At 45.2% G+C, this 13,075-nt stretch carries 14 protein-coding genes and 1 tRNA gene; 9 read left to right on the top strand and 6 right to left on the bottom strand.

Going from position 1 to position 13,075, the window contains the following annotated elements; genetic code table 11:
- The 6 genes from KSZ58_RS11060 (at position 1) to KSZ58_RS11035 (ending at position 5,199) form a co-directional block, all read left to right on the top strand.
- Positions 1 to 429, top strand: a complete 429-nt coding sequence (locus KSZ58_RS11060; RefSeq protein ID WP_009587925.1) for a hypothetical protein — start codon at positions 1 to 3, stop codon at positions 427 to 429.
- 235 nt (positions 430 to 664) lie between these two features.
- Entirely contained in the window at positions 665 to 1,369 is a 705-nt protein-coding gene (locus KSZ58_RS11055; protein WP_009269470.1) for a GntR family transcriptional regulator, read from the top strand.
- A 116-nt stretch (positions 1,370 to 1,485) separates the two neighbouring features.
- Positions 1,486 to 2,472 (top strand): phosphate/phosphite/phosphonate ABC transporter substrate-binding protein, encoded by a 987-nt coding sequence (locus KSZ58_RS11050; protein ID WP_002608296.1) that lies wholly within the window; start codon positions 1,486 to 1,488, stop codon positions 2,470 to 2,472.
- A 296-nt stretch (positions 2,473 to 2,768) separates the two neighbouring features.
- Positions 2,769 to 3,557 carry a phosphonate ABC transporter ATP-binding protein gene (phnC, locus tag KSZ58_RS11045; protein WP_009269469.1) on the top strand — a complete coding sequence of 263 codons (789 nt, stop codon included), beginning with the start codon at positions 2,769 to 2,771 and terminating at the stop codon, positions 3,555 to 3,557.
- A complete protein-coding gene (locus KSZ58_RS11040) occupies positions 3,554 to 4,342 on the top strand; it encodes an ABC transporter permease (RefSeq protein WP_009269468.1) in 789 nt (262 codons plus the stop codon). The genes phnC and KSZ58_RS11040 overlap by 4 nt, the downstream gene beginning before the upstream one ends.
- A complete protein-coding gene (locus KSZ58_RS11035) occupies positions 4,342 to 5,199 on the top strand; it encodes an ABC transporter permease (protein WP_009269467.1) in 858 nt (285 codons plus the stop codon). The genes KSZ58_RS11040 and KSZ58_RS11035 overlap by 1 nt, the downstream gene beginning before the upstream one ends.
- Positions 5,200 to 5,385: 186 nt before the next feature.
- Here the strand turns inward: KSZ58_RS11035 and KSZ58_RS11030 are convergent, their stop codons facing one another.
- On the bottom strand, positions 5,386 to 5,811 hold the full coding sequence (locus KSZ58_RS11030; protein WP_002608300.1) for a hypothetical protein: 426 nt from the start codon (positions 5,809 to 5,811) through the stop codon (positions 5,386 to 5,388).
- A gap of 167 nt (positions 5,812 to 5,978) precedes the next feature.
- On the opposite strand from KSZ58_RS11030, the gene KSZ58_RS11025 reads away from it, so the two are divergent.
- Positions 5,979 to 6,401: a helix-turn-helix domain-containing protein gene (locus KSZ58_RS11025; protein WP_008819127.1), complete on the top strand. Its 423-nt coding sequence runs from the start codon at positions 5,979 to 5,981 to the stop codon at positions 6,399 to 6,401.
- A 210-nt stretch (positions 6,402 to 6,611) separates the two neighbouring features.
- Here the strand turns inward: KSZ58_RS11025 and KSZ58_RS11020 are convergent, their stop codons facing one another.
- The 3 genes from KSZ58_RS11020 to KSZ58_RS11010 all read right to left on the bottom strand — a co-directional run bounded on the left by KSZ58_RS11020 (position 6,612) and on the right by KSZ58_RS11010 (position 9,039).
- Positions 6,612 to 7,343, bottom strand: a complete 732-nt coding sequence (locus KSZ58_RS11020) for a hypothetical protein (protein WP_009269466.1) — start codon at positions 7,341 to 7,343, stop codon at positions 6,612 to 6,614.
- A complete protein-coding gene (locus KSZ58_RS11015) occupies positions 7,327 to 8,085 on the bottom strand; it encodes an ABC transporter ATP-binding protein (protein ID WP_009269465.1) in 759 nt (252 codons plus the stop codon). The genes KSZ58_RS11020 and KSZ58_RS11015 overlap by 17 nt, the downstream gene beginning before the upstream one ends.
- 108 nt (positions 8,086 to 8,193) lie before the next feature.
- A complete protein-coding gene (locus KSZ58_RS11010) occupies positions 8,194 to 9,039 on the bottom strand; it encodes a DUF368 domain-containing protein (protein WP_002608304.1) in 846 nt (281 codons plus the stop codon).
- Positions 9,040 to 9,232: 193 nt separating this feature from the next.
- Here KSZ58_RS11010 and KSZ58_RS11005 point away from each other — a divergent pair, with 193 nt between their 5' ends.
- Both KSZ58_RS11005 and KSZ58_RS11000 read left to right on the top strand, forming a co-directional pair.
- Positions 9,233 to 9,820, top strand: a complete 588-nt coding sequence (locus KSZ58_RS11005) for an N-acetylmuramoyl-L-alanine amidase (protein ID WP_002608305.1) — start codon at positions 9,233 to 9,235, stop codon at positions 9,818 to 9,820.
- Positions 9,821 to 10,003: 183 nt separating this feature from the next.
- On the top strand, positions 10,004 to 12,037 hold the full coding sequence (locus tag KSZ58_RS11000) for a UvrD-helicase domain-containing protein (protein ID WP_009269464.1): 2,034 nt from the start codon (positions 10,004 to 10,006) through the stop codon (positions 12,035 to 12,037).
- Between the two features lie 502 nt (positions 12,038 to 12,539).
- Here KSZ58_RS11000 and KSZ58_RS10995 read toward each other — a convergent pair.
- Both KSZ58_RS10995 and KSZ58_RS10990 read right to left on the bottom strand, forming a co-directional pair.
- Positions 12,540 to 12,615 (bottom strand) — tRNA-Asn (locus KSZ58_RS10995).
- 135 nt (positions 12,616 to 12,750) lie between these two features.
- Positions 12,751 to 13,002, bottom strand: coding sequence for a hypothetical protein (locus tag KSZ58_RS10990; RefSeq protein WP_008819117.1), 252 nt, complete (start codon positions 13,000 to 13,002; stop codon positions 12,751 to 12,753).
- Between the last annotated feature and the right edge of the window lie 73 nt (positions 13,003 to 13,075).

Below are 13,075 nucleotides of genomic sequence, written 5' to 3'. Positions count from 1 at the left end.
TTGGAATATATCATGTATGCCTTTCTGGCGATGGTGCTTTTGATGCTGCTGTGGGCACTGCGCCTATGGTACCGTATGCATCAGGAAGAGACAGTGTATGCTGTTTATAAGAAATCGGATTATATTTTCTGTGCTGCCTTTCTGTTACTTGGCATTTTAAATCTGTACGATGAGAGGCGGCTGCAGTATGGGAGCATCCTGATGGCACTTGGTATTCTGTATGGAATGAGAAGAAGCGGCATCTCACAGCATAACCTGTATGTGGACGGAAGAAGAATTCCTTTGCAGCCGGGGAAGCTCATCACACAGAAGGAACAAGATGGCTGTCTGCAGCTGTATTATGAGCTGGGTGTTCATTACGGCACACTGAATTTTTCAATCGATAAAAAAGAACAGATAACTCAGATTCTGAAGAATCAGGGATATTGAACATCATTGTATAGCGGCTGTGAACAGGAGGTTTCTCTTTCTATCATATAGGAAGAAGGCCTCTTTTTTCTGCTTGTATCTATAGAGCACATTCCGGCTTGAAATAGGAGCTTTTAGAGTTCGTAATCAGACTTATCAAAGCATTTTGTTTTTCTTCTGTTTGCATAGGGTTAAGATTTTGTAAAATGATGATGTTTGCACTGATGCCATGATAAACTATCAGGGAGGTGAAGTTATGATGACAAGCTGGGAACCGGTGGTGGATTACCTTCTGGAGAACATGCAGAAGCAGACATATAAAAAGGATGAGCGTCTTCCAAGCGAGCATGAGCTGGCACAGCGTTTTGAGCTGACAAGAATCGAAGTGCGAAAGGCCTATGACCGCTTAAAGGAAATGGGCTATGTATACTCTCGGCAGGGAAAGGGCAATTACTATGCGGGATATCTGGAAAAGGTGGAGCTTGTACTGTCCTCCACAGACAGCTTTTCCATGAAGATGAGTCCATTGGCAGGCCGCTTTTCTACACGCCTGCTAAGCTGTGAGCGCATCGCCTGGCACAAGGATATTCATGAGCGCTTAGCGGTGGTGCAGGGAGAGCCTGTCCTCTGTGTGAAACGGCTTAGATATCTGGATCATATGCCAGCGGCAATGCATATTTCCTATGTGCGGGAAAAAAGCTTTCCAAACATCAGGGAATGTCTTCAGAAAAATCCGAGCCTGTATGCATATTTTCAAGGCAGGGGTATTCAGGATATCGCCGCTGAGGATACACAGCTAACCATTTCCACACTGAATACGGAGGAGCGTCTCTACATGAAGGTCAGCGGTATCGTACCCTGTCTCATGCTGAAGGGCGTAAGTAGAGATTGTAAAACAAAGGAGATACTGGAGCTATCCACCATTATCTATCGGGGAGATAAGTTCATTTTCCGTCTGTGATTGTTGGAAATATAACAATTTGTTTACCCGGCATTCACAAATTTACCGCAAAAAAGCTTTATCATATGCATGTGCTGAGAAAGCATGAACAAATGATAAAAGGAGAAGAATCAGTGATGAAAAAGATGGTGAATCTATGCATGGCAGCGCTCTTATCCTGCAGTATGCTGGCAGGCTGCAGCTCTGGAAAGGATAACAGCGGTACCGGGGAGAAAAAGGATATTACGATTGCCTTTTTGCCGAATGAGGATGAAAATGCAGAACGCAGCAGTGAGGCTTTTCATATGCTGAAGGAAGAGGTACAGGCGGCTTTGGGCGATAACTACAATGTGAAAATCGCAAAGCTGGACAATTACAATGCGGTTATGGAGGCAATGGTATCCGGAACTGCACAGATTGCATGGGAAAGCGGGGCAACGTTTGCGGCTTCCTATATGAAGGATGATAAGATCCAGCCGATACTGTCCTATGGACCAAACGGCGATCCGGAAAAGAGTGGTTATAATGCCTATATTGCGACAAACAAAAAGCATGCGGCTGATTTTCAGGGAATGAGTCGGGATGAAAAGCTGAAATCACTGAAGGGAAAATCCTTCGGATTTGTATCTCCGACCTCTACCTCCGGATGTCTGGTACCAACAACGGCGTTCTGGAAGCTGTTTGGCCCGGATGGTGATAAAACCGTGTCCAAAAAGGAACAGATCAATATTAAGAATGCGGCTGATGGAGGTGTTTTCTCCGAGGTGCAAAACGGAGGAGATCATCAGGGGGCAGTTCAGCTGCTGGTGAATGACAAGGTATATGCCGGTGCTTTCTGCTGTACGTATGGCGACAGCTTTAAGGATCAGCTGGATATACTGGATACGACCTTTGTTCCAAACGGACCGCTCTGGGTAAATACCTCGGCACTGAATAAAGAGGAAATCAGTAAGCTGACGGATCACTTTGTAAACCTGACAGCGGATACCGCAAAAAACAAGGATTTCTTCGATCAGGAAAAGGGCTTCTTCTTTGAGGCAGAAGAGGATCCTGCGACCTTCAAATTCTTCAAAACCGATGTTTCCCGCTATCAGTTTATTCTGGATATGTATAAGGATCAGTAGGCGTACACAAAAGGTATGCTCCTTATGGGGGATATGATATCAAATTAAAAAAGGGAATCCAATGCTATTGTATACATCAATCGCGCCGGATTCTCTTTTTCATAGACACCGCAGCTGTTAGTGCCGTGTTTTACAGATGAAGGGAATGCATACAACAGACAGTATGGGTAAAGGAAACACGATGCCTTTCTTCGTTAAAGGAAGGATTACGAAGGCTTAACAGCCGCTTAACACACAACAGGCAAACCCGGGGTACAATAACCATGTGGTATAAAAAAGAAAAGGTGGTATCGTGAATGAGTGATATATTACGTGTTCAAAATGTTTCAAAGACATATGAAGACAATGCGGTTCAGGCCCTGCGTCATGCCAGCTTTGATGTGCATGAGGGTGAGCTGATCTCGGTGATTGGACCAAGCGGCTCAGGGAAAAGTACATTGCTGCGCTGTATCAACCGGATGATTGATGTGAGTGAGGGCAGCATTCAGTTTCTCAATTATGAGGTAACGTGTGCAAATAAACGGCAGATCAAGGATATCCGCCGGAATATCGGTATGATTTTTCAGCACTACAATCTGGTCTATCGGTTGAATGTTCTGGAGAATGTACTTCATGGAAGACTTGGCTATTATCCGACATGGAAAAGTACGCTGGGAATGTATTCGCAAAAGGATATCGAGCAGGCCGCAAAGCTCTTGGAAATGCTGGGACTGGGAGATAAGCTGTATGATAAATGCTGTGATCTTTCCGGCGGACAGAAGCAGCGTGTCGGGATTGCGCGGGCTTTGCTTCAGAATCCGAAAATTATGCTTTGCGATGAACCGATTGCTTCTCTGGACCCGCAGTCAAGCAAGGTGATTATGGAGCATTTAAAGGCGATTACCACAAACATGAGGATTCCCTGCATTGTGAATCTGCATCAGGTGGATGTTGCCCTGCATTATTCGGACCGCATTATCGGTATGCATCAGGGAAGCATTGTTTTCAATGGAAAACCGCAGGAGCTGGGAAGTGATGTAATTGAAAAGATTTACGGAGTCCCTATGAATGAGCTGATCAGTAAGGTGGAGGAGGTGAAGGCATGAGCTATTTTACGAAAAAAAGAAGGTCCCTGGGCATGTATGCTGCTGTTACCATTACTCTGCTGGCACTGTGTACCTGGCGTCTGGAAATTGACTGGGGTCTCATTCTTGTGAACTTTCAGGTATCCGTTGTGCGCTTTACAAAAACGTATCTTCCAATGGACTTTTCACAGCTGCGGGAACAGCTGTATCAGCTTTGGATTACCGTTGTGATATCCATTGCCGGAGCGTTTGTCGGCATGCTTCTTGCCTTCTTCTCCGCTCTGGCTATCTCCAGCAAAACCTCCCGTTACCGGGTGCTGAAATATCTGGTCCGCGCTCTTGCGTCATTGACCAGAAATATTCCGGAGGCTGTCTGGGCGGTTCTGCTTCTGCCACTGCTGTGGTACGGTGATTTTCTCGGCTTCCTCGTCTTGTGTATTATCTCCTATGGCTTTTTAACCCGTTCCTTTGCGGATTCCATTGACGAAACAAATGCCAGCTGTATCAAGGCTCTGGAGGCAACCGGTGCCAATTACTGGCAGATTGTCGTTCATGCTGTGATTCCGGAAACCATGCCGTCTCTGATTTCCTGGACACTGTACGCGGCGGAAAACAATATCCGAAGTGCTACGGTCGTCGGAATGCTTGCGGGGGGCGGTATCGGGTATCTGATGAGTATTTATCAGGGAGGACTGTATATCGGCTATATGGGGTATCAGCTGATGGCATCCTGCATTCTGCTGATTATAATCACGGTGATTATCACGGATCAAATATCTGCACAGATTAGAAAGAGGATTATCTAATGGAAACATATACGCTGACCTCTCCTGCCGCACCGACGCTGAAAAAAAAGAAAAAGGGACGCTATATCCTGCGCAGAAAAGATACCTCGCGCCTGTTGTCACGGAGTGTGGTGCTTGTCTTTGCTTTTGTCTTTCTCTATTTTATCCTGTTCATCTGCCCCTATCGATGGGATCAGGTACGGCCGCAGCTGATTGCCACGTATCTAAGCAGCTTTCTGGATTTCACTGCCGTTACACAGAAAACGGCGATTGAGGTATTCACCAGTCTGATCAATACAATAGCCCTTGCCTTTGTCACGACGATTATCGGAGCATGTATCGGATTCCTGCTGGGACTTATGGCAGCACGGAATCTTTCACATCCATGGGTGTGCAGTATGGTACGCGGTTTTGCAGGGCTGATTCGTGCCGTACCGACAATTATCTGGGTGCTGATCTTTATTTCCGGCTTCGGATTAACAGCTACCACAGCCATTGTGGGGATGAGCTTTCACAGTGTCGCCTACTTCATCAAATCGTATTCCGAAGCCTTTGAGGAGGTTGATCCTGGTGCGATGGAGGCGATGCAGGCAAGTGGAGGAAGCTGGTGGCAGATTGTATGGAGTGCTGTCATCCCGGTATCCTTTACTAAGCTTTTATCCTGGATCGCCATGCGCAGTGAAATGAATTTCGCAGCTGCGGTGATCATCGGTCCTGCTGTAGGTGTTCCGGGGACGATTGGCTCCATTTTGAATTCCTATCAACGAAGCGGCGGTTATGGTACCGTGGGGCTGTGTGTACTGGCAATCTTTATGACAGCGCTGCTGTTTGAAATCATCATCACCCTGTATAAACAGAAAAGTATCGTAAACGACTAGAAGCCAATACGTTCTGCAGAAGCATTATCAGGGAAAGAAATAAATCTGTATAGAAAAAAGAAGCTCTTTCGCTGCAGATTGCGACGCAGCTGAAAGCTTCTGATTTCAGAAAATCATGGCAGCACCGCACCGATTGCATGTCGGACAGGCTGCCATTCTTTTTGTGTGATTGTACAATGCTCAGAGTCAGTCCTGCACTGCCTGCGGATGCTTTTTGATCCAGCGGCGATGGGAGGTATTTCGCTTGACCTCCAGAAATTTTTCTCCGGGGAAATGCAGTGGATTCTCTTTTGTTTCGGCATAGATTTTCAGAATATCCTCTGCATCCTCACGCAGGTATTCCAAATTCATGGAACCATACAGACGTGCAGGGATTACATACATGGGAAGCTGGATTTCATTTTTTCTTGCCATTTCCTGAGCATGGTGCATGGTATGCGGACAGAGCATCGCAATATCAAATTCCTCCTGGTGCTTTACGAGAAACAAGAGTGGCATGAAGGCCACCGATATTTCATCCTCCCACCCCTTGTCCTCAATGGCTTTTTTGATTTGTACAGAAATTACACTGGAAGACATGCCCCCACCGCAACAGATAACCATTCGTAACATAAGCTCCTCCTTTGTGTCGCTATCTAGCGACACTATTGTATCACGATATTTGAAAAAAGGAAAGCGTATTCAGTCAATATATACAAGCCCCTGAATTTATCGTATAATAGGAAAAGACAAAGATGAAGACGGATATTTCTGTAGCAAAGTAAGCAGGCAGTGTAGATATGCAAGTTGATAGGAGTGAAGGTATGATCAATCTGGATGAGGTGCTGACATTTACAGAGGCAGCGGATAAATGGGGACTGGCGGATGGAAAAACCATTCGCAAGGCAGTGGAGCGCGGGCGGTTTGAGCCGCACGAAATTAAAAAGAGCGGGAATGTCTGGCTGACAACCTATGCGGCCATGCAGCGTGTGTTTGGAAGTCCGAGAACCTCTCCCTCCGTGTTGTATTATACAGAGCTTTACGAGAATACAAGAGAGCGTCTGGAGCGTTTTTTTGAAGAAGCTGGTCTTGCCCTGCAAAGAGGGGATATGATTTCCATCGTGGAAAGCAGGGAGCATCCTGAGCGGATATTCTGTATTTTAAAGACAGAAGAGGAGCTGGAGGGCTTGCAGCGGCGATTGAAGTATTTTATGAAGTCGTAGTGCTGATAGGTGAGAAAGAAAGGAAGGTCTGCAAGTGAGGATTCTTTCTCGATTGTGGATAAACATAAAACAGGGAGATTCAACATGATTGGTTTTATCAATAGAAACTGAATTCTCCCTTTTTCATATACCCTAAAGTAAGAAAGAGACCAAGTGAGCCTTTCTTTTTTTTGAATCAGCTTTGAAAATATCTGGTAATAAAGCAAGGTTTTATCCGAATTTTCGTTTCATAAGTATTCGTACCTGCACGATTGCATAAACAGCAGCATAAAGCAGCATCTGCAATGTGTATATGCCTGTTTCCCTCATGGGCACCTGTGTCCATTTTGCACTTTGGATACTGATATCGGAAACCGGAGGAAATACACAGGCAAATATTTCTGGCAGCTGCATATCCTGCAGCAGTGCGGAAAACGTCATGGCTGCTATGATGAGCATACAGGCAAGGGGCAGCGCCAGCTTCTGGTTGGAAACAATACGCGGGTGCAGCAGCGAAATCATCATCCCACCGCACAGGCCGGCACTGACATGCAGGTTGAAATATCCGAACAGCATATCCGCACGGATGGGATACAGTGTAAAGGCTGCCCCGTTGATCAGATAAAACAGACAGGGGATAAGGAGGATGAGGAAGCTGAAAAACAAATCGCACAGCAAAAAGAAAAACAGACGGCTGACGTAATACAGCAGTTCATTTCCCCTGCTTTGTAAAATCAATATCTGTTCCTCCAGGGCTTCCTGCTTCTGCATGGAATGTACGCTCCAGCCCATGATGGCGAAGGACAGCATGATGGTTGCCGCAAAGCTGCTGTAGGGATTGATTCCGTTCTCATTATAAAAGATACCGCAGAAGACAACGGTAACCACCAGCGGCATAACCAGCCTGGTTGAGGTCAGGGTTCTGCGTATATAGTATTGGTTTAATTCAAAGATTGTTTTCATGCCGAAGCTCATCCAGATGCCAGCCCTGCATCAGATACTGCTGAATGCAGGCATCGCTTTCCTCTTTTGCACAGACAAGCTTCTTTTCCTCCTGCTGTCTGCTGAAATGCATATAGACCTGTTCCATGACAGGAAGTGAAGCCATCGGCCGCAACACACCATCCTGCAGCTCATATACGATATCTGCCACCTCCTTGATCAGGCGCTGCTCATGCACGGCCATTAGGATACATACATCTTTTTTCTTCAGTGCCTCCATCAGTTCGATGAAGACCCTCTGAGAAGCGATATCCTGTCCGTTAAGTGGTTCATCCATCAACAGAATATCAGGGGTCTGCAGCAGTGCCTGTATCACTGCCACCTTTTGCAGGCTTCCCTTTGAAAGATACTGCATCGGTGTTTTCAACAGGTCATCCATAAAAAATTTATGCGTATATTCCCGAATGACAGCCAGTGCTGCATCAGCATCCATTCCCTGTATGGCACCCATATGCATCAGAAAATCACGGGCATTCATGCGGGTCGTGAAAAAATGATCCGGTATATACTGCAGAACAGCGTTTTTAAGCTGCAGCTCTCCGCTGTCGATTCGTAAAAAGCCTGCCACAGCATTCAAAAGGGTGCTTTTTCCGCAGCCGTTGTGTCCGCAGATTGCAATGCATTTTCCGGGTATCAGCTGCAGCGAAACGTCCTGCAGAACCACATTGCTTCCAAAGGACTTGCTTATATGTATTATCTCCATCGTATCACTCTTTTCCATATACTGTTATGATAGCACAAAGGATAGGACTTGTCTGAAAAATACAGAAGCAAAATAAAAAAAGAACAGCAGCTGCTGTCCTGTATAAGCTTATTTCTCACTGATATCCTTCATTTTCTGAAGTCCGAAGATGATGGCACCGCCGATAATGAACCAGAGAATTTCAAAGGTTTCAAGGCTGAGTGGGGCCTGTGGAGTTTCCAGTGTCTGCGGTCCCATGATAATTGCATAGAAAGAGCCGAGCATCATACCGATAATCAGAAAGACCATGATACTGCGGTGCTTATCCAGTGCAAACTTAATCAGCCGTACAACGGTAATCACACCGGTTATGATTCCCAATCCAAAGACAAACAAAATCGGTACATAGGAGAAATCAAATCCCATCAATGCCTTGATTGCAGAGATAATCGGTACATACAGCCCAAAAATCAGCAGCAGAGTGGAACCGCTGATTCCCGGCAGAACCATTGCGGAAATCGCAAACATTGCAGAAATAAAGACATAGACGATCAAACCGATATCCAGCTGAGCCAGATTGACACTGGAGCCGCTGCCTGCGACCGGATTGAAATAGGTGATCAATGCAACGACGGCGATACCGACAAGAAGCGCTATCATGCTTGCTGCATTGAGTCTCATGTTTTTCTTTTCTTCCCGAATCACGATTGGAATCGCGAACAGAATAAATCCCATAAACAGAGAGGATATGGCATAGATCTGTGTATGAAAGATGCTGGCGAGCACAGATACCGCCATCAGGAAGCCGACAATCCAGCCGATTCCCAGCTTCAGCAGAAAAATGACCGCCTCTTTTTTCTGCTGCATATTACCGCTCATCAGTGCATCCAGTGAACCGATGAATTTATCATAAAAGCCGAGCAGAAATGCAATCGTTCCTCCGGAAACTCCGGGAACACTATCTGCCAGCGCCATACAGAAGCCTCGAATAAAGTTTAATACCACTATGAAGTACCTTCCTTTCGTATCAAGGTTTATTATACTGTATATTTTGTAAAAGCCAACCGCTTTTTTATTAAATTTTCCTAAACAAAGGAAGGGAAAATATTTACCTGTGAGGAACCCTGTACGTTTTTTTACATAGTATGTCCAAAAAGGAGGTAGTTTCATGGCGGTAAGAATCTATGTGGATCAGGGGCATAACCCGGGGAATATCAATGCGGGGGCTAGTGGTAACGGGGTTGTGGAATCGGAGGTCACCTATTGGGTGGGAATCTATCTTGCAGGCTTTCTCTATGCAGATCAGCGCTTTGAAGTAAAGGTATCCAGACCGTTTCCGGATACAGTGCTTGGCTATGATCAGGCGAGCAGTCTGCGAGCAAGAGTAGATGAGGCGAATGCATGGCCGGCAGATTATTTTGTCAGTATTCATGTCAACTCCAATCCAAATCCTGCAATCAACGGCTCGGAGGTGTATGTATACCGGGAAAATTCCACTGCTTACGATCTGGGCGTCAATGTTTTGGAATCCATTGTCGATCTGGTGGGAACACGCTACAATCAGGTGCGAACCAATCCATCCCTTTATGTTCTGCGGCGTACAAGCATGCCGGCAATTCTGGTGGAGCTGGCGTATCTTTCCAATCTTCAGGATGCCGAAAAGCTGTTGAATGACCAGTATCTGTTTGCTTTTTCCATCTATATCGGAATTCTGAATTATCTGGGTTATTCCTATGATCCCTTTCCCAGACGCTGATGGAAGGAATTGAAAAAAAGAGTGCATTTCTCTTGCGTAAAAGTGGAGTTTCTGCTCACTGTGGAGTGTAAGAGGTTACAAGGTAAATAATGTAAATAAAGTAGGAAAAAGTTTTAAAAAGGTTAGTATTTGGGGAGAATTTAAGGTATAATTATGAATCGTTGAGAAGTGAGTGGTGAATGTATGGATATGAATGAATTACTGAAGGAATATAACGTAGAACTGGATGAAAAAAAGCAGGAGCTGTGTTGTGAGCTGCAGCATCCTCTTCTGATTAATGGAACAACAGGGAGTGGTAAAACATTCCTTTTATTAGCCCGTAATGCGTATCTAATGAAGGTTGAAGAGGTGGAACCGTCAGCTATTTTGAATATTGTGCATGATCCTGCCATTGCAAAGAGAATGGCGAAGGATTACCGCTATCTATACTGTGATGATGAACGGATGCCTTCCTTTGTGGATATGCACAGCTTTGCTTATCGGATTATCCGCTTCCATGATAAAATGATACAGCGGGAATCCTGTAAGGCGTATCGTGATATGGAGAAGGTGGTTCGCCGTCTGATTAAGGATATGTTTGCAATGGAGCTTACCGGTGTACAGCTGCGCCGTTTGATGCGGCAGATCAGCACCTGCCGTACTATGATGATGAGTGAGCGTGAAATTGCTTCTATCAGCTTTGAGGGAATTGATTTTCCGGCTTTTCTAAAGGCTTATGATAAATTTAAGAATGAGCGCAATATTTATGATCAGGATGATATTCTGTGTGAATGCGCCCGTATTTTAATGAGTACACCGGCCGTTTTGCAGACCTTTTCCTCCCGGTATCAGTATGTGCATATCGATGATGCACAGGAGCTCTCCTTTGTTGCCCATGTCATCATCAAGTTGCTGTTTTCGTCGAATTGTCAGATGATGATGCTGGCAGATCGTGATCAGTGTCTGGATTTTGATAAGGCGGCGTATCCGCAGGCACTGGACAGCTTTTCGGAAGCATATGTGCAGGCGCGCATTGAACAGCTGGAGGGAAACTGGCGCAATAATCAGACCATCAACGCTCTGGCAAATGAGTTTTATTATAAGAATGAGACAGCTATGAGCTGCAGCAGTGAGGAAACCTGCGAGGTGAAATTCAAGGGCTTTGCACAGCTGGAGCGGATGTATGAGTATGCGATGCGCATGGTGGTAGAGGATGAAAGTGATATTGCCTTCCTGTATCGTGACGGCGCAATGGCGATGCCTCTTGTGGAGCTGTTCATGCAGCATCAGGTGCCGTTTCACCTGCATGGAAGCGTAAAAAAGTTTTTGCAGGAGCCGGTTGTCAAGGATCTATGTAATATCATTGAGCTTCTGATCGATCCAAAGGATATGCGTGCCTTTTATGAGGTATATGAGAAGCTTGGCTTTGATATTTCAAAAAAGGTGCTGCTGGAGGTTGCGCAGCGTCTGCGGGATGATGAGCATGTGGATGTCTACCAGGCGATGATGGAAAGCAGCTATCGAGCTGCCGGAAAGAAAAAGCTGGCGGCTTCCATGGAGAATATCCGAACTGCCTCCACATTGGAAACACACACGATGATTACCTTTATTCTGGACAAGCTGGGGTATCGGGCACGTCTGCTGAAGGCGAATATCCTGATGAACGATTCCAATCTGCTGGCTCTGCGCGTGATTGCTGCTCGCTACAGTGATCCGGCACAGTTCCTGAATCGTCTGCGGGAAATGGGGGAATTCCTGTGTGAGCCAATCAGCCGTATCCAGATTCGCAGTGTAGCTTCTGCCAGAGGTATGGAATTCAGTCGTGTGGCACTGCTGGATTGTCTGGGATCGACTTTTCCAAAAGCCGGTCTGCAGGAGGAAGAGCTTCAACTGGAACGCCGTTTGTTTTTTACTGGGATCACCAGAGCCAAGCATCAGCTGGAGTTTTTTACAAGCAAGCGCTGTGATGTAACACGTCTGGAAATATCTCCATTCATATATGAGCTGCATGCGCCAAAGGAAGAAGAAGCAAAGGTGGCAGGGGAGCGACCTGTAGCACAGCCGAAAAAGCTGCGAGAGGGTGGCTTGCGTCGCGGTATGCGGATTACACATGCCACGCTTGGAGAAGGCCGCATTATGAAAATCAGCGAAGGCATGATGCAGGTACAGTTTCAAACAGAAAGCAAAACACTGAATATTCACCACTGTATCATGAATGAGCTGATTGATCTGGTATAAAAGAAGTACTGCTTAGCAGCTATGTTGAAAGCTAAAATAGGGAAGTCCTGCAAATGTCGTTGACAGTAACGCAGGTCTTCCCTTTTCTGTACTTTTTACTCCAGATATTCAGAATAAGAATGTATATGCATGTGAGGGTCCTGCTGTTTTGAACAAAGGATTCTGCATACTGTAAAGGAATGGCTGTTTAAGCTTATAAGTAGGCGGTAACATGACCTTTTTTCAGCCTCTGCAGAAGAAAGATATACACTTTCAATGTGATATTTGTTCATGATTTGAGGCATTATAAAACATTCATTTCTTACAGGCAATCATCGATTGTGAAGATGCAGAGAGCTGTTTAGTTATCGTATCCAATAGGAATATGGAAGCTATTGTCAGGAAAGGACAGCCCTTTTTAGGTCAACAGGGTGTTGTATGCAAGAGGAAGCTGACAAAAAAGGGTTGTCAGTTATTACTGAAAGTAAAAAAAACCCATTATTCATGGGGTTACCTGTTATCATGGCGCCTTAAACAGGACTTGAACCTGTGACCTGCCGGTTAACAGCCGGATGCTCTACCAACTGAGCTATTAAGGCATTTCTTAAATGCTTAATTATAATACCATAGGTGTTTTGTTTTTGCAAGCTATAAAATCAATTTTCATGCAATTAAAGTCATAAAAAAAGGATGGAAACCGAAAATGATATTTCGGTTTCCAGTAACAGGAAGTCTTAACCCTTCAAGCCTCTGGACTGACGATCCATGTCCTCAATTACAATATCATAGATTTCCCCAAGGGTAGCGCAATATTTTAGCACATCCCAAGGTGCATTTGTATGAAAATGGATTTTGATGAGCTCAGCATCTCCAACAGCAAGCAGGCAATCTCCCTGAAAATTCTCCATGAAATAATCGTGTATGGAATCCTCACATAAATCATTTCCTTCAATCAGCAGCTGTGTGTCATAACGGTATTCCAGCATATGCAAATCTCCTTTCCTAAGCATGATTATATCATATCATAATGAGATGCAAAGCTGTGTAGTTTTTATTTTG

It is taken from the genome of Erysipelatoclostridium sp. DFI.2.3 (genome assembly GCF_019132535.1).
GTDB lineage: Bacteria > Bacillota_I > Bacilli_A > Erysipelotrichales > Erysipelotrichaceae > Clostridium_AQ > Clostridium_AQ innocuum.
Note: the sequence above shows the minus strand (reverse complement) of the source record. Positions and strands in the feature narration are given on the sequence as shown.